This is a genomic window from Corallococcus sp. AB045 (assembly GCF_003668895.1).
In the GTDB taxonomy this organism is placed as follows: Bacteria; Myxococcota; Myxococcia; order Myxococcales; family Myxococcaceae; genus Corallococcus; species Corallococcus coralloides.
In genome coordinates, this window is the sequence record NZ_RAWN01000016.1 from 1 (window position 1) to 23,307 (window position 23,307).

Here is a 23,307-nt window from a genome sequence, read left to right on the forward strand (position 1 = left end):
GCCCCCGTCCGCGCCCCCCGCCCGGACGCCCGCCAGCGCGAACCGGCCCCGCGTGCCGGGCTTCGCGGAGGACGTCCGGCCCATCCTGGAGAAGGAGTGCGGGTCCTGCCACGGCCCGGACGGAATGGCGTCCCGGTCCCGCTGGGTGCTCCGGGGCGAGCCGGCGGACTACGAGGCCACCCTGCGCTTCGTGCAGCCCGCCACCGCCGCCCAGAGCCCGCTGCTCAAGAAGGGCACCGGCACCACGCTCCACGGAGGCAAGAAGGTCTTCGCGGTGGAGTCGGCGGAGTACGCGACGATCCTGCGGTGGATTGAAGGAGGCGCCCCGCCCGGCAAGGCACGCGGCGGCACGACCGCGGCGCTGACCACGGCCAGCCCTGGAGCTCCCCATCCGTCCCGCGACGGCGCGCCCGCGTCTCCCGGCGCCACTCCAGCGCCCGTCGCGGCCACGCCTCCCGGCGCCAATCCGGTGCCCGGCGCGTCCACGCCCCCCGCCTCTCCGCCAGCACCATCCGCGTCCGCGAGCGCCGGCCCGCCTTCCGGAGACGCCTCGGCCGCGCCGCGCTTCGCTCCCCAGGTGCACGAGGCGCTGCTGGCGGATTGCTCCAGCTGTCATGCCTCGGACGGGATGGCCGGCTCCAGCCGCTACGTGACGCACGCGGATCCGGAGCAGCACCTGCGTTCGGTGGAGCCCCTGGTGGTGCCCGGCACCGCCGCCAGCAGCGTCCTGTACCAGCGCGCGAAGGGCGACTCGCACCCGGGCGGCGCGGTGTGGGAGCCGGGCAGCGCGCAGCTGTCGCTCCTGGCCCGGTGGATTGACGCGGGCGCCTTGGGGACGACCCCACCGGCCCCCGAGAACACCGCCGTGGCCACCGCCACGCCCGCGCCCGGGCCCGCCGCGGCGCCCCCAACACCGCCGTCCACCCCGGCCAGCCCGCACGCGCCGTCGGGCCCTCACGGCGGCGTGCCGCTGGGGACCTTCCCGGTCCTCGGCTCGCTGAGCCTGAACGGACGCTTCGACCTCAACTACGAGCGCGTCAACTACAACGACCACCCCTTCAAGTCAGAGGGCGAGAGCGCGCTGCGCAGCTACCACCACTTCCTCTTCCTGACGCGGCAGTCCGCCGAGGATCCGGTGACCCTCACCCTGGAGCTCCTTTCGCTCCAGTTCTGGGAGGTGGGCTACCGGCTCAGCGAGGCATCCTGGCCGGTGAAGGTGTTCGCCAAGGGGGGGAAGATCCTGGTGCCCTTCGGCGCGGATCCGCTCTTCCACCACGGCTACGGAGGGCTCGCGGGCTTCGACCAGCGGGTGCTTCCGGTGGTGTTCGCCCGCGAAGGGCTGACGGTGAACGTGGAGCGCCGCATGGGGCCGCTCGCATTCTCCGGCGACGCCTACGTCATCTCCGGCTACCGGCTGAAGCGCGCGGACGCGGTGCTCAACCTCCAGTCGGACCTGGCACCGCTGGAGGACACCCGACTGGGCGTCGGAGCGAGGCTTGGCGGCTCCTGGGGGCCCATCAACGTGTGGTACTCGCCCTACTTCAATTCGCTGGGGTTCGGGCGCCGCCTGTTCCTCCAGGCGCTGGACGTGGCGGTGTGGCGTCCGCGCGGGCTTCCGGTGCTGGAGCACTTCTCGCTGGGCGCCGGGCTGCTGCGCGCGGATGTCTCCGGGGGAGAGGCGGAGGGCTACGGCGGGCCGGGCGAGGACTACTACCACTTCGCCAGCTACCTCCAGCTGCGCTACCACCCCACGGACTGGCTCTACGTCCAGTACCGGCAGGGGCTGCGCACCTTCGGAAACCGGCGAGGCCTCATCCTGGACTCGAACGCGCTCACCCGGGAGGACGCCTCCAGCCACAACGTGGGCGTGGTCGCGCGGTGGCGGGGCTTGAGCGCCGGCCTCTTCCAGTTCTGGAACCTGGAGAAGACAGACGAAACGCCGGACGACTTCACCCGGCTGGTGGTGGCGTATGAGTTCTGACTCCCGAATCCAGACACGGGCCGCGGTCCTCACCGCGATGTTCGCGCTGGCCCTGGGCTGCGCGGACTTCGAGCGTGGCCCCGTCGCCGCCGACGCCGGTGCGCTCCCCACCGACGGCGGTGGCGAAGGGGACGGAGGAAGCGCCGTGTCCTTCGCGAGCGACGCCCATCCGCTCCTCACCACCGGCTGCCAGAGCTGCCATCGCAGCGGGGGCTCCGCTGGCAACACCTCCTTCCTGCTGACGGGCGATGCCGACGCGGACTACGCGGCGGCCATCTCCCTCACGGACACCTCCAATCCCTCCGCCAGCCGGCTGCTGCGCAAGGCCACCGGCGCGGGCCACGGCGGCGGGGCCGTCTATGGGGAGGGCACCCCGGAGTACCAGACCCTCCTGGCGTGGATCTCCGGAGGCGCTCAACCATGACGCACATTCTTCCCGAGGCGGCCCCCATGAGACGACCCCTCCTGCTCCCGGCCGGAGCGCTGCTCCTGGCCTGCGCGCTGAGCGCCTGCGCCAAACTGGAGACACCCCACCCGGAGCTCATCACCGACGGCCCGCATTCGGTGCTCGTGGGCCAGACGATTCAACTCACGGTCACCACGCGCGAGGCCACCGACGACGGCTACCACTGGGAGAGCGAGGCCCCGGCCATCGCGACCGTGGACGACTCCGGGCAGGTGACGGGCGTGGGCGCGGGAGAGACCGCCATCAAGGTCACCGGCGCGAGCTCCAGGCTGGAGGCGCGCCATGTGGTGGTGGTGATGGGCGGCTTCGCGGGCGACGCCGGCGTCGACCCCAACCAGGTGCCCTACTACCTCGCCTGGTCAGGCTCTCCGCACGCGGACACCACCGCCGAGGCCTTCTCCCACTGGAACGAGGACGGCCTCGTCCCCGCCAGCTGCGCGAGGTGCCACAGCTCGGAGGGCTACATCGACTTCCTGGGCGGTGACGGGTCCGCCCCTGGCAGGGTGGACGCCCCCGCGCCGACGCAGTCCGTGGTCCGCTGCGAGACGTGCCACGACAGCGCCGCCGCAAGCCTGACCTCGGTCACCTTCCCCTCGGGCAAGCAGGTCACCGGCCTGGGCCCGGAGGCGAGGTGCGTGGTGTGTCACCAGGGACGCGCCGCGGGCAGGGACATCGACGCGCAGGTCGCGGACGCGGGCGTGGTGGGCGAGGACACCGCCTCGCCCGCCCTGGGCTTCACCAACATCCACTACTACCCCGCGGGCGCGACGCTCTTCGCCAGTCAGGCCGCGGGCGGCTACCAGTACGCGGATCAGGTCTACGACTCGCGCTTCCGCCACGTCCCCAGCTTCGACAAGTGCAACGAGTGCCATGATCCGCACACCACGCGGGTCCGCTGGGATGCCTGTGCCACCTGCCACCCCGGCGTGACCGACGTCACGAAGGCCTGGGACATCCGGCAGATCGCCTCGCGCAATCAGGACTACGACGGGGACAACAACCGCACCGAGGGCGTCTACTACGAGATCCAGGGCCTGCGGGACCGGCTGCTCGCCGCCATCCAGCGGTACGGCGCGGAGCGGGCCCGGCCCCTCTGCTACGGCAACACCCACCCGTACTGGTTCCGGGACACCAACGGAGACGGGACCTGCAATCCAGCCGAAGCCACCGCCACCAACGCGTTCGCCGGCTGGACCCCTCGCCTGCAGAAGGCGGCGTACAACTACCAGCTGTCCCGGGTGGACCCGGGCGCGTTCGCGCACAACGCGAAGTACATCATCCAGCTGCTGCATGACTCGACCCAGTCGTTGAACACGGCGCTGAGCGTGCCCTTCGACACGTCGCTGCTGGTGCGCAACGACCCAGGTCACTTCAACGGCGCCAGCAAGGCGGCGCGAAACTGGGACTCGAGCGAGACCGTCCAGGCCAGCTGCTCGCGCTGCCACAGCGGCGCGCAGGGCTACCGCTTCTTCGTCCAGTACGGGGTCGGGCAGCTGGTGCCGGAGACCGCCAACGGCCTGGAGTGCTCCACCTGCCACGAGAACTTCGAACCGGACTACGACGTCTTCGTCCCCGCCCAGACGTGGCTGCCGGACGGCAAGACGGTGAACCTGCCGGGCCAGGACAACCTCTGCGCCAACTGCCACATCGGCCGCGCGTCCAAAGCCACCATCGACACGGCGCTAAGCGCGGGGGGCACGCCGCGCTTCCAGAACGTGCACTACCTGCCGGCCGCGGGGACGCGCGAAGGAACGCTGGCGCGGATCGGCTACGAGTACCCCAACAAGACCTACGCGGGCCGGCTCACGCACATGGGCGGGGTGCAGTGCACGAGCTGCCATGTCCCGGGCAAGAGCAACCACACCTTCCGCATCCAGGACGTGTGGAACGAGCGCTGTGAGACGTGCCACGCGGACCAGAGCGCGGCGGAGCAGATCCGGCTCGTCCACGTGTCGGACTACGACGGCGACGGGAACACGGCGGAGACCCTGGAGGCGGAGGTGGAGGGCATGGCCGCGCGCGTGCTGACCGCCATGCGCGGGGTGACGAGCAACGGCCTCTGCTACAACGGCGACGTCAATCCGTACTTCTTCAAGGACACGGACAAGAACGGGGCCTGCAGCGCCACCGAGTCCGTCTCCGCCAACGCGTTCGCGCCGTTCACACCGGCGCTCGTGAAGGCCGCCCACAACTACCAGCTGAGCAAGAAGGACCCGGGCGCCTGGGCGCACAACTTCAACTACATCGGGCAGCTCCTCTACGACAGCGTGGAGGACCTCACGGGGGCGGCCCCCTTGAACATGCTCCGGCCTTGAGGCTGGAATCCGCGCGTGAGCACCGTTGCTCGCCGGGACAGGCCCGGCGGGCGCGGTCGCCGAGGAACGCGGACCCATGAAGCCCTACCTGTTCTCCCAGCCCTCCAAGCCGGCGCGCCTGGCCCACTGGGCGTCGCTTGTTCCCCTGCTCATGCTGCTGGGGGGACCGGTCGCCTGTGGCGATGACGAGCCGGACGACCCGCGTCCGGACAGCGGCACCCAGACCGTGGACGCCGGCTCTGATGCGGGCTCGGACGCCGGCTCCGACGCGGGCACGGACACCGACGCAGGCACGGACACCGATGCAGGCACGGACACCGATGCAGGCACGGACACCGATGCGGGCATGGACACCGACGCAGGCACGGACGCCGATGCAGGCACGGACGCCGATGCGGGTTCCGGGACGGACGCAGGCACGGACACCGATGCGGGTTCCGGGACGGACGCGGGCTCGGAGAGTGATGCGGGCACGGACGCCGATGCGGGCACGGACGGCGGCGTGGTGACATGCACCCCGAGCGGCTGGGTCGACACGCCCCCGGACCTGAGCGTCATCGGCGATACGTCGCTGGACATCCGGACCCGGCTGGAGGCCATCCCGGGCCTCATCGTGGACCAGGACCGGACCGGCGGCAGTGTCCCCGCGGGCTACCGGCACTTCGTCCTGCGGTACAACCAGCCGTCGGACCACGCCCACCCGGAGTGCCAGCGCTTCGAGCAGCGCTTGACGCTGATGCACAAGGCGGACGCCAGCCCGATGGTGCTCTCCACCAGCGGCTACAACGTCTCCACCGGCACCGGCCGTTCGGAGCCCACGCAGCTCCTGTCCGCCAACCAGGTCGCCGTGGAGCACCGCTTCTTCCCGCCCAGCATCCCGTCGCCCGCGGACTGGAGCCACCTCACCATCCGCCAGTCCGCGGATGACTTCCACCGCATCACCCAGGCGCTCAAGCCCATCTACACCGGCAAGTGGGTGTCCACCGGCGGCAGCAAGGGCGGCGAGACGGTGGTGTTCTTCCGCCGCTTCCACCCGGACGACGTGGACGCCACCGTGGCGTACGTGGCGCCCATCACGAAGCGCAACGACGAGCGCTTCGTGACGTTCCAGGACACCGTGGGCGGCGACGCGCAGGTCGCGTGCCGCGAGCGGCTGTGGGCCTTCCAGCGTGAAGTGCTCTTGCGCCGGAGCCAGATGCTCTCCCTCGTGGATGCCTACGCGGCGAGGTTCAACCTGACGTATTCCCAGCTGGGCCGGGAGCTGGCGCTGGAGCACGCCGCCATCGAGACCTACTTCGCCTTCTGGCAGTACGACTCCGCGGAGAACTGCACCCAGAACATCCCCGCCGCCACCGCCACGGACCAGGAGCTGTTCGACGCGATGGACTACGCGGTGGGCATCCGGTCCTTCTCGGACCAGGGCATCACGCCGTACGCCGCCTACTACTACCAGGCCGCGGCGGAGCTGGGCTGGCCCCAGCCCTATGAGAAGCACCTGGGCTCGCTCATCCACTTCCCGGACACCGACACCGGCGAGGTGTACTCGCCCCCTGGCATCCCGTTCGTGTTCCGTCCCAGCGCGATGCCGGACATCCAGGACTGGGTGTCCACGCAGGGACAGCGCCTGATGTTCATCTACGGCAGCTACGACCCGTGGACGGCGGCGGCCTACGTGCTGGGCAATTCGCAGGACTCCTACCTGTACACGGTGGAGGGCGGAAACCACGGCGCGCGCATCAGCCAGCTCCCAGCGGCCCAGCAGGCGGAGGCGAAGGCCACGCTCAACCGCTGGATGGGCATCTCGCCGCTGAAGCGGGCCCCCAGGTTCGTGCAGTCGGAGGAGCCGCCCGTCTTCGGGCCCCACGTGCCGCCCCACCTGCGCGAGGCGTCGCGGAACTAGTCCGACAGCCGGACAAGGCCACGGGCCGTCCCGGATGCACCGGGGCGGCCCGTCGTCTTTTCAGCAGCGACTCCTCCGGACCAGCGCGGTCCGGAGGAGCGGTGTTCAGCACTAGAACGCGGCGCCGCTGGCGCGCTTGCCGGGAGAGCTGCTCAGGCTGGACACACCCGTGTGCAGCACGAAGCTGCCCGTGGAGGACGTGTCCGGGCTGCGGTTGGCGGACACGCCGTCCGTGCCCGCGAGCGACGAGGCGAACGTGGCCGTGTCCACCACCGTGCCGGCGCTGTTCTTCACCGTGACGGTGTCACCGCTGTTGCCCAGGACCAGCGAGCCCGTGGACGCGGCCACCGCGCCTGGCGTGCCGGATGGGATGCCGGACGCGCCGCCGAACACCACCACCGCCTTGCCCGCCGCCACCGAGGTGCCGCTGGCGAAGGTGTGGCGCACGGCCGTGCCGTCCGACACCGTCCAGCCGCTCAGGTCCACCGCCGCCGTGCCGCTGTTGACCAGCTCCACGAACTCGCCGTTCACGTCCGAGCCCGGCTCGTTGATGAGCACCTCGTTGATGAACAGGGTGCCCGTGCCGCCGGTGCCGCCCGTGGTGATGGTGAAGGCCGCGTTGGACAGGTCGGTGACGGTGGCGTTGCTCGCGTCGCTCACCCGCACCCACGCGGTGGTGCTGGCGCTGGAGGGCACCGTCCACGCCACGCTGCCGGAGGACGCGCCCGTGCTGGACGTGATGGTGGTCCAGGTGGAGCCGTTCAGCGAATACTCCACCTTCACGTTGGAGACGCCGGACGCGGACCAGGTGATGGTGCGCGCCGAGCCCGCCGTCCAGCTCTCACCGCCGTTGGGCGACAGCACCGTCACGGAGGAGGCCGTCGCGCCGTCCCCCGGGATGAGGAAGTCCTTGATGACGCCCATGTGCTGCATGCCGGACGCGCCGCTGTCGCCCGACAGCGCCGGGGAGATGTCGGACAGGGGCGAGTACACGCGCGTGTCCACCACCAGGCCGTTGGCGAAGGTGCTGGAGCCCATCACGACGGACGTCTGGTAGGCGCGCAGGTCGTTGTCCACCAGCACGTGGTCATACGGCGAGTTGCGGCCCGCGTTGGTGTTGGTGTTGCCATTCTTGTCCGCCGGGTACGGCGACGCCGTGGACACCACGCTGGAGAAGGTGCTGAAGGTCGCCTCGCTGCGGCTGCCGGTGTTGAAGTCACCGCCAATGACCAGGTAGTCGCTGGCGGGCACGTTGGCGTTGATGAACTTCACCAGGTTGGACGCTTCCGTGTTGCGGATGCTGGAGCTGGTCGTCAGCAGGTGCACGCTGATGGCCCACAGGTCCTTGGGGCCCGGGATGTCGATGCGCGCCCACGCGAAGTCGCGGTTGGACACCTGCGTGTCGTCCCACTCGCCGGCGGCGATGATGGGGTAGCGGCTGATGATGCCGTTCGGAATCTGCGCGCCGGCCTCGCGGTAGTACGAGAAGCCCGTGCCGAACGCCGTGTCCACGAAGGCCCGGATGTCCGCCGCGGAGTCCGTCTGGTAGTTGAACTCCTGGATCATCACGACGTCCGCGTCCGTGCCCTGGAAGATGCGGATGCCGTGGCCCGGGTTGTAGTCCTGCCCATTGCCGCTGCTCAGGTTGGCCGCCATCAGGCGCAGCCGCACGTTCGCCAGCGAGTCCTCGCGCGCGACGAGCTCCGGCGCCGGCTGCTCCGCATCCGCCTCCACGGAGCCACCGCACGCGCTGAGCGCCGCGCACACCAGCGTGAAGGACCACGTACGCCAGGAGGCGGCAGGCCGCCGGAAGAGGTCTTGTTTCAGGCTCACGATGTTTCATCCTGCTCCCGGAAAACCCGGGAGCCGTAGAGGTTCAAGGACGTCACGGCAGCGCCGCGGACGCAGTATTCCGCGTACACGACGCCTCCGCCGTTTATCCGTCACATTCCTTGAAACGTTGCGTGAGCGCCGCATCCCCCCCGGCGGGGACGCGCAATGTTACGCATTGTTACATCGCGGCCGTGGTGGACAGCGCGACGAAGGCGTAGCGCAGGCCTTTGCCCAGCGTGACAAAGACGACGAAGGGCAAGGGGCGCACGCCCACGAAGCCGCCCGCGAGCACGAACGCATCCCCCAGGATGGGCAGCCACGACATCAGCAGGGCGGGAGCGCCCCAGGTGCGCAGGTTCGCCTCCACGCGCGCCATGCGCGGGCCTTCCTTCTCCCGGCGGCGCGCCACCCAGCGGCCCACGGCCCCGCCTCCGCCGTGCGACACCCACTGGCCCAGGATGTAGAGCGTCACCGCGCCCAGCACGTTGCCCACGGTGGCCACCACGGTGGCCACCACCGGCGGCGTGCCGTTGTAGATGAGGGCGGCGAGCATCGCCTCGGAGGGCACCGGCACCACGGAGCCCGCCAGCATGGCGACGAAGAACATCCCGGGAAGGCCCCAGGTGGACAGGATGGACGGCTCGGCGGGCATGGGCGGCCTGGGCCATACACCCGGCACGGGGCGTTCGTCTTGTGCGGCGTCAACGCTCCCTTGCCCGCCATCCTGGCCCCCGGTGCCGGAGGCTGTCCGGCGACGCGGCCCCCTCAGGGGCAGGGGTTGTAGGCGCGGGTGGGGGTCACCATCGTCCCCGCCATGCGACGCTCGACGCGCGAACGGTCAGGCATGCGGTCCATCGACACGGAGGACGAGCGGATCGCCTCCCTGCTGGTGGCGGAGCCCCCGGCGCTGCACTTCGAGGGCTCCCGGAACCTGGTGGTGCGGCTGCGCGACGGACGCACCTTCGTCCTCACCGTGCTCACCCTGGAGGCGCTGGAGGCACGGCTGGGAAGCGCGCCGTCCTACGTGGCGACCGGCATGGTCCTGGTGCGGCGGATGTCGGACGGCGCCCTGCTCCACGCGGTGCGCTCCGCGCTGGACCAGGGCCTGGAACACTTCGGCACGCTCCAACCGCCCATTGAAGAATAGGGCACCGGGGGGCGCGCCGGCTCAGGGCGCGGGAGCCCCGGTGAGCTTCCCCGCCACCTTGCGGCCCTGGCGCCACACGCCGGTGATGCGGTCCGCGGCGATGATGCTGGCTGTGGGGTCGCCCTCCACGAGGAAGAAGTCGGCGCGCAGGCCGGGCTTGATGCGGCCCCGGTCCTTGAGCTTGAGCAGGTCCGCCGCGTTCCCGGTGGCGACGGCCAGGGCCTGTCCCGGCGTGAGGCCCGCGCCGACCATCAGCTTCAGCTCGCGGTGCTCCGCGTAGCCGGGGATGCGCAGCGGGGTGGCGCCGGAGTCCGTGCCGAAGCCCACCTTCACGCCCGCGTCGTACAGCGCCTTCAGGTTGGCCTGGTTGGTGGAGAGCGCGTGGCGCGCCTCCTGGGCCTTGGGATCCTCCAAAGTCTTCTTGCGCCACGCGGAGTCGTTGAACTGCGCGCGCAATTCGGGGGACAGCGCGGGCTGGAGGACGGGGTCGTCCACGAGCAGGGGCTGGTCCGCGTAGACGACGGTGGCCTCGTCCAGCTCCAGGGTGGGCACGTACCAGACGCCGCGCTTCTTCATGGCCTGGATGAAGGCCGCGTCCACGGGCTGGTCGCGCACGCCGTGGGCGATGATGTCCACGCCCGCGTCCACCACGGCCTTCGCGTCCTCCAGGTCGTGGATGTGGGCGGCGACGCGCAGGCCCTGCTTGTGGGACTCGTCGATGACGGCCTTGTAGATGTCCGGCTTCATCTTCGGGAGCTTGCCCAGGAACGTGTCCACCCAGACCTTCACCAGGTCCACGCGGTTCTTGGCCAGCGTGCGCACGGCGGCGCGGGCCTCCTGCGCCGTGGTGGGGCGGAAGAGCTGGTCGGGCGCGTTGTTCGTCATGGCCTGGGGCGGCCCGCCCTCCGGCACGCCGATGCCCTGCCCCGCGCCGAAGAGGTCCGCGCCGGTGAAGGTGTCCGCGTGGGCCTCCTTGCGCAGCTCGTTGAACAGCGGCCGGTTCATCCCGAGCGCCGTCACGGTGGTGACACCGTAGGCGGCGAACTGGCGCAGCTGCTTCTCCACGTTCTCCCGCGTGTAGCTCTGGGAGCCCGTGGTGGTGCCGGACGTCTGGCCCACGTGGCTGTGGTCGGAGATGAGGCCGGGCAGGAGCGTCTGGCCCTTGAAGTCGATGACCTCCGCGCCCTTGGGCACCTTGACGTTGATGGCGAGCCCCACGGACACGATGCGCCCGTCGCGCACCACGACCGCGGCCTCCTCCAGCGGCTGGCCCCCGGAGCCATCCAGCACCGTGCCGCCCTGGAAGACGACGGTGCGGGAGGCGGCAGGCGCCGCGCTGACGGACAGCGGCAGCGCGAGGGCGAGCAGGGCGGCGGTCAGGTAACGCGAGCGCATCAGGGCGGTCTCCTCCGGGGGGAAGGGGGAAACCCTAGGAGCGCGTCCGGGTGTCGACAACCCTTCGTGGCCCAAGACTGTCGTGACGCCGGTGCTACAGGCCGGGCCCACGGTGGGAACCCAACGCCGCATCGCGGCGCGCGAGCGACTTCCACCGGGAAACACGGCGCCGTGATTATGCTGCCCGCCCGATGGATGAACCCGGCCTGCAATATCCCGGAGAAGCCCTGCGTGGGTGGCTCCGGCAGTTCGCCAAGACGCCGCTCGCCGAGCCGACGCTGAAGCTGCTGGTCGTGCTGGCGGACACGGTGTTCTTCGCGAGCCTGGGCCGCGAGGAGGGCGAGGCCACGCGCGTGCGCATCGCCTACCACGCGCAGGGGTTGCAGGGCCTGCAGGCGGTGCGGGAGACGGTCTATATCGGTGGACAGAAGGGCAAGCGGCAGGCGTGGGAGACGCTGCCCCTGGAGGCCAAGTCGAGCATCACCGACTTCAGCGTGGAGGCGCTGGTGAAGCTGGCGCCCGCGGCGAACCTGCCGCGCACGGCGGTGGTGGTGGGGCCGCGCGAAGGCAAGCTGCGCATCCAGGGGCTGGCGCGCCGGGTGGAGTACACGGAGTTCCACGCCGAGGGCGAGGAGGACGTCTTCATCCTCCACGCGCCGGAGCCGGGCCACCTGGTGGTGAGCACGCAGGGGCGCGAGGTGTTCCGCTACGAGCAGGGCGCGCCGGTGCCACCGGGCCGGCGAGTGGCGTTGCACGACCTGCTCTTCCACGAGGACAGCGCGGTGCGCGCGGCGCTGATGGAGATGTGCGCCACGCTGGTGGAGTCGCTGCCCAAGGTGCAGCCGCTGATGGGCGGCAACCGCGAGTGGTACGTGTCCAACGCGGTGCAGGGACTCATCCGGAGGATGGCGGGTCTGCATCACGGAGGGCTCATCGCGTTCCTGCCCAAGCAGCACGACGTGGAGCGCTTCCGGGCGCGAGGCAAGTACGTCCTGCCGCCGGAGCAGGGCTCGCTGTTGCGCCAGCGGTTGCAGCGCTTCGTGCAGGCGCGGGCGGACCTCATCAACGGCGCCTGGCAGGCGGAGGCCGGCAAGGCGGCGGAGGAGGAAGAGGATCCGGAGTTGAAGAAGGCCGCCGCCGAGCACGACGACAAGGTGACGGAGAGCGACTTCCAGGCGCTGGTGGAGAGCATCGGGCAGTTCACGGCGGTGGACAACGCGCTGGTGTTGGGGCCGGAGCTGGAGGTGCTCTGCGCGGGGTATCAGATTGCGCTCCCGCGAAGCGGCCCGCCGCAGGTCTTCGAGGCGCGCACGCTCCAGGGGCGTCCCGGGCCGCACTACCCCATCCACCAGCACGGCTCGCGCCACCGCGCCGCGGCCGTCTTCGCCAACCAGCACTCCGGAGCCATCGTGTTCGTGGCGTCCCAGGACGGCCCGCTCCGCTGCCTGCACCGGCCGCCGGGCAAGAAGAAGGTGCTGCTCTGGAGCCTCCTGCTGACGGAGGACTGAGGCCGGAATGAAGCGGCTGTTTTGGGTGCTGCTGCTGGGGCTGCTCGTGTCGGGCTGCGCGACGACGCGGGGCGTGCGCCTGGAGGTCGATGGCGGCGAGCGGGTCGTCGTCATCCCCCAAGAGGAGGAAGACGCGTCTCCCTCCGAGGCCCGGCTGGAAAAGGACGAGTTCAAGGCGGCGGTGAAGACGCTCGCCCGGGACGTGCGGCCCTTCGCCCATCCTCTGCGGCAGGCGCGAGAGCTGTTCGGCCTGCCGGAGCGCAGCGGCCTCTTCGGGTTCAAGGAGCGAACCCGGCAAATCATCCCACTGGGCGAAGAAGAGGCACGGGAGCTGCGGCTTCTGGATGCGTCGGACGACCTGACGCGCGGCTACCAGCAGTGGTGCGGCAAGAAGCGCAAGCAGCCGGGAGACTGCCTGCGCTTGCTGGAGGAAGGCCCCTTGCTGGGCAGCGACGGCCGCTATGCCCTGGCCATGGCCATCGCGATGGACTCCGTCTGGAACGAGACGGCCGAAGCCCTGGAGGGCATGGCCAGCCCCCAGGCCGTCATCGCCTCGATGACTTCCGCCGTAACGATGTATCTGCTGATGTGGGCCATGCCCGAGCCTGTTTCCAAGGGACTCGCCGCCCTCATCACCGCCACGGCGATTGCGTACCTGGGCGTGGACACCGTGTGGACCCTCCTCGACGGCTGGGTGACGCTGGTGCGCCACGTGGACCAGGCGACCACGTTCGTTCAGGTGCGCGACGAGGGCGAAGCCTACGGAGCGGTGCTGGGCAAGAACGCCGCGCGCATCTTCGTGATGCTGGCCACGGCGGCGATTGGCAACACAGCGGGACTCGCGATGAAGGCCCCCACCCTGCCGGGCTCCGCGCAGGCGGCGGTCGCGGTGGAGACGCAGGCGGGCCTCCAGTTCGTGGCCCTCGGAGGCGTGCGCTCCGTGGCCATGACGGCCGAGGGCTTCACCATCGCGCTGGCGCCCAACGCGGTGGCCATGTCATCGCGGTCCGGCAAGCCCCAGCGTCACCACCTGGCCACCATCCGCAATGAGAAGTCCTCAAGGAATGGCGGCCCTTGGACCCCGCTCTTCCGGCGCATCTTCAAGAAGGCTGGGATGGAGCTGAAGGACCCAGAGAACATCGTCGAGGTTCAGGGCCATCGTGGACCGCATCCCGCCGAGTACCACCAACTCGTCTATGACAGGTTGAGGCAGGTGACCTCCGAATGCCGCAGCGTGGGGGCATGCCGCGAAGCCTTGACCGATGCACTCAGGATCCTTGGCGAGCAGGCCAGAACCCATGGCACGGAACTCAATCGACTGCTGACCCGACGCCACGGAGAGCCACGACCATGACCGCCCGTTACTTCAGATTGTCAGAGGACGTCTACGCGCCGGGGCGCTGGTATCTGGGTGATCCCGTTGATGAAAAGTCCGTGGAGATCGAGGACCCGTGGATGTTCAGCGCGGGGAAAACCATCCAGGCCCCCGGCTCCCTCCTGTTTCCCATCGACGAGCCTGGGAGACCGTTGGACTACTCCGAAGCCGGTATCGGAAGTACGCCCATCCTCCACGTGAAGCTGGCCACCGTGTTCGCGGAGCTTGCGCCTGATGACGTCCAGCTCTTCGCTGTGGACATCCCTGGCCATCCCGAACAGTTCAACATGCTCGTGGCCACCCGGTTGATCCGCTGCATCGACGACAAGGCCTCCCGGGAAGTGGAGTACTGGGACCCCATCAAGCACAAGCAGCCCGAGAAGGCAGGCCAGTACTACTCCGTCGCGGGAATGCGCATCGACGCGTCGAAGGTGGGCCACGCCAAGGTCTTCCGCACCTGGGGTTGGAAGGTCGCCCTCATCGTCTCCGAGGACCTCAAGGCAGCGCTGGATCAGACTGGCGCCACCGGCATGCGGTTCACGGAAGTGTAGAGCCTCCTGCCGTGGAAGCCCGCCAGAGGGCCCTGGCACATGCCCCTGATTGTCATGATACAATCTGGTTCATGTCCCACTCCAATTGGAAGCCGCGCCTGAAACGCTCCGAGGGCCCCCTGTACGGGGCGCTCGTCGATGCGCTCGCGGCGGACATCAGCGCGGGGCGGCTTCGCGCGGGGGACCGGCTCCCCACGCACCGGGAGCTCGCGAGCACGCTGGGGACGTCGCTGGGAACGGTGACCCGGGCCTACGCCGAAGCAGAGCGGCGGGGCCTCATCTGGAGCCAGGTGGGCAACGGGACGTTCGTGCGGAACCTGCGGGACGGAGACCGCTACTCGCCCCAGCTCGACCGGACGCGCATCGACCTGGGGCCCACGGCCGTGCCCATCGTCCCTGGCGATATGGGACACCTCGCCTTCGCCGCCGCGCTCCAACGGCTGGGGGAACGCGCGGACCTGGGCGCGCTCAGTGGCTATCAGGCCCATGCGGGCACGGAGGCCCAGCGGACAGCGGGAGCCCGCTGGCTGGAGCTCGCGGGCGTGCCTGCCACTCGCGAGAACGTCATCGTGAGCAGCGGGGCCCAGCATGCGACCCTGATGGTGTTGTCCCTGCTCGCGAACGCGGACGGCCTGCTGGTGGAGGACGTCACCTATCCCGGCGTCCTCGCCGCCGCGGAGTGGCTCCGGCTGCCCACGCATCCGGTGGCGCTCGACGCGGAGGGGCTCGTGCCCGAAGCACTCGCGGAGGCCTGCCGGAGGACCAAGGCGCGGGTGCTCTACTGCACGCCCACGAACCACAACCCGACCACGGTCGTCATGCCCTTGAAGCGGCGGCAGGCGCTGGTGGAGGTCTGCCGGAAGTTCGACGTCACCGTCATCGAAAACGGCGCGCTGGCCCCGCTCGTGGCGAAGGCGCCCGCCCCCCTGGCCGCGCTGGCGCCCGAGCGGACCTATCACCTGGGGAGTCTGTCCAAGGCGGTGCTGCCCGCGCTGCGCGTCGGCTACATCCGGGCGCCGGGCTCGTCGTGGCAGACGCTGGAGCTCGCGGCCGCGGCGACGGTCTGGTCGGGGTCTCCCCTGCTGAATGAGCTGGCCACACAGTGGGTGACGGACGGAACCGCCGAGTCCCTGCGCGACGCGCGACGCGCCGAAGCCACGGCCCGGCAGTCCCTGGCGGCGAAGGTGCTGAAGGGCCATCCCTATGTCGCGCACCCCAGCGCGTACTTCCTGTGGATGCCCATCCCAGAACAACGCCGCGCCACGGAGCTGGTGGAAGCCGCTGCCGCGCGCGACGTGCTGCTCGGCCCGTCACACCTGTTCGCGGCCCGTCCGGGTCAGGCGCCCAATGCGCTGCGGGTCTCGCTGGGCGCGGCCGGCTCTCGCGAAGAGCTGGAGCGGGGATTGAAGACGCTGGCCGAGCTGCTCGGCACCACGTCCCCGGCACCGCGACGCATGGCCTGACGTTTCCCTTCACCTCGTTCCGAGGAGAGTGCCCATGACGCCTTCCCTGCCCCACCGTGGTGGACTCCTGTCGCGTGCGCGCCTCGCGCTCCTCCTGGCGGGACTCGCAGTCCCCTGGCAGGCGATGGGAGCCGAAGCCGGGGACGCCCTCCAGGCGCGGCTCGACTTCTCGGAAGCCTCGCTCCGCTGGCCGGACCGCATCCGGGACACCCTGACACCGCCCCGGTGGCTGCCCGAGGGCGACCGGTTCGTGTACGGGTCCAGGGTCGAGCCCTACCGGGACACGTGGGTCCTGGTGGATGCGAAGCGCCACACCCAGCAGCCCCTGCTGGATTCGGAATCGCTGCGGTCCCAGCTCACGGCGCTGTTCGGCAAGCCGATGACGTTGCCCGCCGTCATGCCCTTCACGCTCGCCACCGATGCGAAGGCAATCGTCTTCACCGTCCAGGGCCGGGCCTTCTCCCTGGGCCTCACCGACAAGCGGCTCGTGGCGCTCGAACCCACGCATCCGGCCGCGCTGTCGCTCGTGCCTGGCAACAGCCTGTCGCCGGACGGGGGAACGGTCGCGGTGCAGCGGGACACGGGCTTCGCCGTGGTGGACGCGAAGGGCTCGACCCGGCTGGAGCGCACTGGCACGGAGGACTCGCCCTGGCGGCTGCCCGAAGGCGCATGGTCTCCCCAGGGCCGGTTCCTCGCGGTCTGGCGCGACGACATGCGAGGCATGCATCGGCTCCCGTTGGTCGACTACAGCACCCCACTGGAGAAGGTGACGTGGGTCCCCTACTCCAAGACGGGCACTCCGCTGATGCGCTCGGAGCTGCACTTCGTCTCCGTGGAGACGGGGCAGGTGACGCCCGCGCCCGGTGACGCGGCGGAGCGCTACGACTGGTTCGCGGGCTGGCGTCCGGACGGCAGCGAGGCGCTGGTGCTCCAGCTGTCGCGGGATGGCAAGCGGCTGGACCTGGTGGCGGTAGAGCCGGTGACGGGCAAGCGCCGCCGCGTGCTGCGGGAGGAGCGGAAGGAGACCTTCGTCGCGGCGCTGGAGTTCGCGGTGGGCGGCTGGTCCCAGCAGATGAAGCCGCTGCCGGACAACCAGCACTTCCTCTGGATGTCCGAGCGCGATGGCTGGCGTCACGTCTACCTGTATGACTATTCCGGCAAGCTCGTGCGCCAACTCACCAAAGGCGCGTTTCCGGTCCACACGGTGGTGGGCATCACGCCGAAGTCAGACGCCTTCTTCGTCACCGCGTCCGCCGAGCCCGGGGCACCCTATGACCGGTCGGTGTACCGGGCACGGATCGCGGGCGGAGCACTGAAGCGGCTGACGCCCGAGCCCGGGCTCCACCGGGCCGTGCTGTCCCCCTCCACGGGCTACTTCGTGGATGGACACTCCACGCGAGAGCAGCCGAGGGTCTGGGACGTGGTGTCCACGGAGGGGCGTGCCCCTTTCCGCTACGCGAAGGCGGACACGAGCGCCCTGGCGGAGCTGCACTACACGCCGCCGGAAGGCATCACGGTCAAGGCGGCGGACGGCGTCACGCCCCTGTACGGCGCGCTCTACAAGCCGTGGGACTTCGATCCAAAGAAGCGCTACCCGGTCATCGACGTCATCTACGCGGGGCCGTTCACGACGGTGGTGCCCTGGAGCTACGTGGGCCCGTATGAATCGATCATCGCGCACTCGCTGGCGCAGCTCGGGTTCATCGTGATGGTGCTGGACGCGCGGGGCACGCCAGGGCGTGGCAAGGCCTTCCAGGACGTGAACTACGGCCGCGTGGGCCAGACGGAGATTCCAGACCACGTCGAGGCGCTGAAGCAGGCGGGAGCCAGCCGGCCCTACATGGACCTGGAGCGGGTGGGCATCCATGGCCATTCCTGGGGTGGCTACTTCGCGCTGCGAGGCATGCTGACGGCACCGACGTTCTTCAAGGCAGGCTACGCGGGAGCGCCGGGCGCACTGACGGAAGAAGCCATCATCAACGAGCCGAACATGGGCCTGCTCTCAGAGAATCCAGAGGGCTACGCGGCAGGCTCCAACGAAGCCCTGGCGGACAAGCTCCAGGGAGCGCTCAAGCTGATGCACGGAACGAGCGACGTGAACGCATCGCTGTCCACGACGATGCGGATGGCCCAGGCGCTGGTGCGCGCGAACAAGCACTTCGACCTGTTGATCATGCCCGGAGAGGGACACGGCCCCGAAGGCAGGTACTACCGGGACGACGTGCGCCGGTTCTTCCTGCGGGAACTGGGAGAGCCCCGGTGACGACGCGACTGTTTTGGGTGCTGCTGCTGGGGCTGCTCGTGTCGGGCTGCGCGACGACGCGGGGCGTGCGCCTGGAGGTCGATGGCGGCGAGCGGGTCGTCGTCATCCCCCAAGAGGAGGAAGACGCGTCTCCCTCCGAGGCCCGGCTGGAAAAGGACGAGTTCAAGGCGGCGGTGAAGACGCTCGCCCGGGACGTGCGGCCCTTCGCCCATCCTCTGCGGCAGGCGCGAGAGCTGTTCGGCCTGCCGGAGCGCAGCGGCCTCTTCGGGTTCAAGGAGCGAACCCGGCAAATCATCCCACTGGGCGAAGAAGAGGCACGGGAGCTGCGGCTTCTGGATGCGTCGGACGACCTGACGCGCGGCTACCAGCAGTGGTGCGGCAAGAAGCGCAAGCAGCCGGGAGACTGCCTGCGCTTGCTGGAGGAAGGCCCCTTGCTGGGCAGCGACGGCCGCTATGCCCTGGCCATGGCCATCGCGATGGACTCCGTCTGGAACGAGACGGCCGAAGCCCTGGAGGGCATGGCCAGCCCCCAGGCCGTCATCGCCTCGATGACTTCCGCCGTAACGATGTATCTGCTGATGTGGGCCATGCCCGAGCCTGTCTCCAAGGGACTGGCCGCCCTCATCACCGCCACGGCGATTGCCTACCTGGGCGTGGACACCGTGTGGACCCTCCTCGACGGCTGGGTGACGCTGGTGCGCCACGTGGACCAGGCCACCACGTTCCTCCAGGTGCGCGACGAGGGCGAAGCCTACGGAGCGGTGCTGGGCAGGAACGCCGCGCGCATCTTCGTGATGCTGGCCACGGCGGCGATTGGCAACACGGCGGGGCTCGCGATGAAGGCGCCCACCCTGCCGGGCTCCGCGCAGGCGGCGGTCGCGGTGGAGACGCAGGCGGGCCTCCAGTTCGTGGCCCTCGGAGGCGTGCGCTCCGTGGCCATGACGGCCGAAGGCTTCACCATCGCGCTGACGCCCAACGCGGTGGCCATGTCATCGCGGTCCGGCAAGCCCCAGCGTCACCACCTGGCCACCATCCGTAATGAGAAGTCTTCGAAGACCGGCGGGCCGTGGACCCCTCGATTTCGGCGCATCTTCAAGCGGGCCGGGATGGAACTGAAGGACCCAGAGAACATCGTCGAGGTTCCGGGCCACCGGGGACCACATCCCAGGGCGTATCATGATCTGGTCCTGCAAAAGCTGAGTACATCCCTGGGAGACTGCCGGACCGTGATGCAATGCCGCGAAGCCTTGACGAATGCACTCCGAGCGCTTGCCGAGGAAGCATCCACCCCAGGCACTCGCATCAATCAACTCCTGACCTCGCGTCAGGGGCGCTAAAGATGTCCTATGGCTGCCCGATACTTTGAGCTCTCGGAAGATGTCCAGGAAGGTGTCTGGGTACTGGAGGTCCCCTGGAATGAGCTACGCCAGGAAGAGGAAGACCCCTGGATGTTCACGAAGGGGAGTCGTGTCCACGTGGAAGGACACCTGACCGTTCCCATCGGAGACCCCGGCCGTCCCCATGACTTCTGCCGGATTACCTTTGGTCTGACGCCCGTTATTCACGTCAAGCTGGCGAATGTGCTCCTGGAGCACGCGGCCGACGACGTGCAACTCATCCCCGTCACCATCCCGAAGCATCCCGATCAATACGCGCTCCTCGTTGCCACGAAGCTCATCCGCTGCATCGACGAGCAGGCATCGGAAGGAGTCCGGTTCTGGGAGCCCCAGCATGGCCAGCCCTGGAAGATCGGTGAATACCGCTCCGTGGACATCATGCGCATCGACAAGTCGAAGGTGGGTGACGCGAAGCTCTTCCGTCCCTGGGGCTGGAAGGTCGCGCTCATCGTCTCCGAGGACCTGAAGACGGCGCTGGAGCGCACTGGCGCCACCGGAATGTTCTTCACGGAGGTTTGATGAAGACGCCCGCCGTGCGTCCAGGTCGCTAGAGTCCAGCGTTCAGAGGACCTCGCCCATGCCCCGTATGGACAGCTTCGTGGAGTACACGGTCGAACTGCTGGAGCCGCTCGGTCCGGTGCAGGCCCGCTCGATGTTCGGCGGCTGGGGCCTGTACTTCGGTGGCCGGATGTTCGGCCTCATCATCCAGGGCCAGCTCTACCTGAAGACGGACGACGTCACCCGCCCCGCCTTCGAGGCCGAGGGCTGCCGGCCCTTCATCTACCAGAGCCGCGGCAAGGAACAGCCCATGAGCTACTGGACGCCGCCCGCGGACGCCGAGGACGACGGCCGCCGGCTGCTGCCCTGGGCCCGCCGCGCCGTGGAGGCCTCCAACCGCGCCGCGATGAAGAAGGCCGCGAAGAAGGCACCCGCGGCCAAGAAGGCCCCTGCCGCGAAGAAGGCACCCGCAGCCAAGAAGGCACCTGCCGCGAAGAAGAAGCCCGTCAAGCGGTCTTGATGTTGGCCACATCGCCGAGCCCCAGCTCGGCGATGGACACCTCGCGCATGCGGAACTTCTGCACCTTGCCGGTGACGGTCATCGGGAAGCTGTCCACGAACTTCCAGTGGCGGGGAATCTTGAACGTGGAGATGCGGCCGGTGCAGAACGCCGTCAGCGTCTCCTGCGTGAGCGAAGCGCCAGACTTCACGCGCACCCACGCCATCACCTCCTCGCCGTACCTCACGCTGGGCACGCCGATGACCTGCGCTTCGGAGATCTCCGGGTGCGTGTGGAGGAACTCCTCCACCTCGCGCGGGTACACGTTCTCCCCGCCCCGGATGATCATGTCCTTGATGCGGCCGACAATCTTGACGTAGCCCTCCCCGTCCATCGTCGCCAGGTCACCGGTGTGCATCCACCCCGCCCGGTCGATGGCCGCCGCCGTGGCCGCTGTGTTCTCCCAGTACCCGAGCATCACGCTGTAGCCGCGCGTGCACAGCTCCCCCGGCTGCCCCAGCGGCACCACCGCGCCCGAGTCCGGGTCCACCACCTTCACCTCCAGGTGCGGATGCACGCGGCCCACCGTGGCCACGCGCTTCTCCAGCGTGTCATCCAGCGGGTTCTGCGTGGACACGGGCGACGTCTCCGTCATGCCGTAGCAGATGGTGACCTCCCCCATGTGCATCCGCGACTGCACCTGCTTCATCACCTCCACCGGACACGGCGAGCCCGCCATGATGCCGGTGCGCAGCGTGCGCAGGTCGAACTCGCCGAAGCGCGGGTGGTCCAGCTCCGCGATGAACATCGTGGGCACGCCGTAGAGGGACGTGCAGCGCTCGGCCTGCACCGTCTGGAGCACCGCCAGCGGGTCGAACGCCTCGCCCGGAATCACCATGGCCGAGCCGTGTGACGTACAGGCCAGGTTGCCCATCACCATGCCGAAGCAGTGGTAGAAGGGCACCGGAATGCACACGCGGTCCTCCGGTCCGTAGCGCAGCACCTCGCCCACGAAGAAGCCGTTGTTGAGCACGTTGTGGTGCGACAGCGTCGCGCCCTTCGGGAAGCCCGTGGTGCCGGACGTGTACTGGATGTTGATGGGGTCATCGAACTGGAGCGACAGCTCCCGCGCCTCCAGCACGTCGTCGCCAATGTTCGCGCCGCCCTTCACCAGCCGGTCCCAGTCCGAGTCCAGCACCAGCGCCTCGCGCAGGCCCGCGCACCGGGGCCGCACCTCCGCCAGCATCTGCGTGTAGTCCGTCTGCCGGAAGCCCTTCGCAAAGAGCAGCACGCTCACGCCCGCCTGGTTGAGCGCGTACTCCAGCTCCGACGTGCGGTAGGCGGGGTTCAGGTTGACCAGGATGGCGCCCGTGCGCGCGAGCGCGTACTGCGACACGGTCCACTCGAAGCGGTTGGGCGACCAGAGCCCCACCCGGTCCCCCTTCTGGAGGCCCAGCGCCAGCAGGCCCTTGGCCACCGCCGTCGTCGCGTCCCAGAACTGCCGCCAGGTGACGCGGTAGTTCTGCGAGGCCACCACCAGCGCCTCGCGGTCGCCGTAACGCTCGACGGTGCGGCGCAGGTTCTGACCGATGGTCTCCCCCAGCAGCGGGGTGGTGCTGGTGCCATGGGCATAGGACAGGGCGGTCGTCATGACTTCATCGTCCCCAGGGGCCCTCGGGTCGGCAAGCGTCAGCGGGGAGCAGGGCGGCTGGACGGCCGCGACGTTTTCCCGCCAACGGCATCCACCTCCAGACCCCTGCCGTTACACCCCGGGACGCCGGAAAAAGGCCAATCCCGCCGCCATCAGCCTTTCCAGCGCCGGAAACAAAGAAAACGCCGTCACGGCACGTTATTCTGACGCAACGCCCCATGGACGATCCGAACGCCCGACTGGTAGCCACCCTGCTGGAGGCGCGGCAGCGCCACTGTTTCCCCCCGGACGTGCGAAAGGCGGCGCCGGAGTTCGTCGCGCAGGTGCTGGGGTTGCTCTTCCCCCACTTCGCGGAGCGGCTGGAGTGCAACGCCGCCGCCGTACGCCGGGACGTCACCGCGGTGGAGGCGAGCCTCCAGCGCATCCAGTCGCTGCTCGCGCCGCACTACCCCGTCTCGGACGCGGGCATGTCCTCGCGCTTCATGGCGAAGCTGCCGGACCTCTACGAGTGGCTCCAGCAGGACGCGCGCGCCATCTTCGAAGCGGATCCCGCCGCGCGCAGCGTGGACGAAGTCGTCCTCACCTATCCGGGCTTCTACGCCATTGCCATCTACCGCGTGGCGAACGCGCTGCACCGGCTGAACTTCCCCCTGCTGCCGCGCCTGCTCACCGAGTACGCCCACCAGCGCACCGGCGTGGACATCCACCCGGGCGCCACCGTCGGCCGCAAGTTCGTCATCGACCACGGCACGGGCCTGGTCGTCGGCGAGACGACGGTGATTGGCGACAACGTGAAGCTCTACCAGGGCGTCACGCTGGGCGCGCTGATGGTGGAGAAGGCGCTGGCGGACAAGAAGCGCCACCCCACCATCGAGGACGACGTCGTGGTGTACGCGAACGCCACCATCCTCGGAGGCGGCACCGTGGTGGGCAAGGGCAGCATCATCGCCGGCAACGCGTGGCTCACGCAGAGCGTGCCCGCCCAATCCGTCGTCACCCGCCGCAGCGAGGTGCGCGCGCGCCACGGCGAAGAGGGCCTGGACGTCCTCGACTACCAGATTTGAG

The 23,307-nt window shown here is 69.5% G+C and carries 17 protein-coding genes and 1 pseudogene; 14 read left to right on the forward strand and 4 right to left on the reverse strand.

The window, feature by feature from the left end:
* From D7Y21_RS41695 to D7Y21_RS06080, 4 genes and pseudogenes are all read left to right on the forward strand, one after another.
* Nucleotides 1-1,981 (forward strand): annotated as a pseudogene (locus tag D7Y21_RS41695) (hypothetical protein); the annotation flags it as partial.
* The gene (locus D7Y21_RS06070) at nt 1,971-2,405 is read left to right on the forward strand and encodes a hypothetical protein (RefSeq protein ID WP_147469198.1); all 435 of its coding nucleotides are present in this window, start codon (nt 1,971-1,973) and stop codon (nt 2,403-2,405) included. The pseudogene D7Y21_RS41695 and the gene D7Y21_RS06070, both read left to right, overlap by 11 nt.
* A gap of 26 nt (nt 2,406-2,431) precedes the next feature.
* Nucleotides 2,432-4,762, forward strand: a complete 2,331-nt coding sequence (locus D7Y21_RS06075) for an Ig-like domain-containing protein (RefSeq protein WP_158627240.1) — start codon at nt 2,432-2,434, stop codon at nt 4,760-4,762.
* 76 nt (nt 4,763-4,838) lie between these two features.
* Nucleotides 4,839-6,662, forward strand: a complete 1,824-nt coding sequence (locus D7Y21_RS06080) for a S28 family serine protease (RefSeq protein ID WP_121711857.1) — start codon at nt 4,839-4,841, stop codon at nt 6,660-6,662.
* Nucleotides 6,663-6,773: 111 nt separating this feature from the next.
* Here the strand turns inward: D7Y21_RS06080 and D7Y21_RS06085 are convergent, their stop codons facing one another.
* On the reverse strand, nt 6,774-8,495 hold the full coding sequence (locus D7Y21_RS06085; protein ID WP_121711859.1) for a lamin tail domain-containing protein: 1,722 nt from the start codon (nt 8,493-8,495) through the stop codon (nt 6,774-6,776).
* Between the two features lie 178 nt (nt 8,496-8,673).
* A complete protein-coding gene (locus D7Y21_RS06090; RefSeq protein ID WP_120565256.1) occupies nt 8,674-9,147 on the reverse strand; it encodes a YqaA family protein in 474 nt (157 codons plus the stop codon).
* Between the two features lie 192 nt (nt 9,148-9,339).
* Between D7Y21_RS06090 and D7Y21_RS06095 the strand changes: the two genes are divergently transcribed.
* The gene (locus D7Y21_RS06095; RefSeq protein ID WP_120565257.1) at nt 9,340-9,642 is read left to right on the forward strand and encodes a hypothetical protein; all 303 of its coding nucleotides are present in this window, start codon (nt 9,340-9,342) and stop codon (nt 9,640-9,642) included.
* 21 nt (nt 9,643-9,663) lie between these two features.
* Here the strand turns inward: D7Y21_RS06095 and D7Y21_RS06100 are convergent, their stop codons facing one another.
* Nucleotides 9,664-11,037 carry an amidohydrolase family protein gene (locus D7Y21_RS06100; protein WP_121711861.1) on the reverse strand — a complete coding sequence of 458 codons (1,374 nt, stop codon included), beginning with the start codon at nt 11,035-11,037 and terminating at the stop codon, nt 9,664-9,666.
* 191 nt (nt 11,038-11,228) lie between these two features.
* On the opposite strand from D7Y21_RS06100, the gene D7Y21_RS06105 reads away from it, so the two are divergent.
* The 8 genes from D7Y21_RS06105 to D7Y21_RS06140 all read left to right on the forward strand — a co-directional run bounded on the left by D7Y21_RS06105 (nt 11,229) and on the right by D7Y21_RS06140 (nt 20,612).
* Nucleotides 11,229-12,545 (forward strand): putative sensor domain DACNV-containing protein, encoded by a 1,317-nt coding sequence (locus D7Y21_RS06105; RefSeq protein ID WP_120620102.1) that lies wholly within the window; start codon nt 11,229-11,231, stop codon nt 12,543-12,545.
* A gap of 7 nt (nt 12,546-12,552) precedes the next feature.
* Entirely contained in the window at nt 12,553-13,899 is a 1,347-nt protein-coding gene (locus tag D7Y21_RS06110; protein ID WP_121711862.1) for an AHH domain-containing protein, read from the forward strand.
* Nucleotides 13,896-14,471 (forward strand): imm11 family protein, encoded by a 576-nt coding sequence (locus tag D7Y21_RS06115; RefSeq protein WP_120567356.1) that lies wholly within the window; start codon nt 13,896-13,898, stop codon nt 14,469-14,471. Before D7Y21_RS06110 ends, D7Y21_RS06115 begins: the two co-directional genes overlap by 4 nt.
* Nucleotides 14,472-14,542: 71 nt before the next feature.
* Entirely contained in the window at nt 14,543-15,934 is a 1,392-nt protein-coding gene (locus D7Y21_RS06120; protein WP_120567355.1) for a PLP-dependent aminotransferase family protein, read from the forward strand.
* Nucleotides 15,935-15,968: 34 nt separating this feature from the next.
* Complete coding sequence (locus D7Y21_RS06125; RefSeq protein ID WP_121711864.1) at nt 15,969-18,197, forward strand: DPP IV N-terminal domain-containing protein; 2,229 nt, start codon at nt 15,969-15,971, stop codon at nt 18,195-18,197.
* Nucleotides 18,194-19,534: an AHH domain-containing protein gene (locus D7Y21_RS06130; RefSeq protein ID WP_121711866.1), complete on the forward strand. Its 1,341-nt coding sequence runs from the start codon at nt 18,194-18,196 to the stop codon at nt 19,532-19,534. The genes D7Y21_RS06125 and D7Y21_RS06130 overlap by 4 nt, the downstream gene beginning before the upstream one ends.
* Before the next feature lie 138 nt (nt 19,535-19,672).
* The gene (locus D7Y21_RS06135; protein WP_370038197.1) at nt 19,673-20,113 is read left to right on the forward strand and encodes an imm11 family protein; all 441 of its coding nucleotides are present in this window, start codon (nt 19,673-19,675) and stop codon (nt 20,111-20,113) included.
* Between the two features lie 58 nt (nt 20,114-20,171).
* Nucleotides 20,172-20,612, forward strand: a complete 441-nt coding sequence (locus tag D7Y21_RS06140; protein ID WP_121711868.1) for a TfoX/Sxy family protein — start codon at nt 20,172-20,174, stop codon at nt 20,610-20,612.
* Here the strand turns inward: D7Y21_RS06140 and D7Y21_RS06145 are convergent.
* Nucleotides 20,599-22,242 (reverse strand): AMP-binding protein, encoded by a 1,644-nt coding sequence (locus D7Y21_RS06145; protein ID WP_121711870.1) that lies wholly within the window; start codon nt 22,240-22,242, stop codon nt 20,599-20,601. The two genes, D7Y21_RS06140 and D7Y21_RS06145, sit on opposite strands and share 14 nt — an antisense overlap.
* A 218-nt stretch (nt 22,243-22,460) precedes the next feature.
* Here D7Y21_RS06145 and epsC point away from each other — a divergent pair, with 218 nt between their 5' ends.
* Nucleotides 22,461-23,306, forward strand: a complete 846-nt coding sequence (epsC, locus tag D7Y21_RS06150) for a serine O-acetyltransferase EpsC (protein ID WP_120567349.1) — start codon at nt 22,461-22,463, stop codon at nt 23,304-23,306.
* The last annotated feature ends 1 nt before the right edge of the window (nt 23,307 follow it).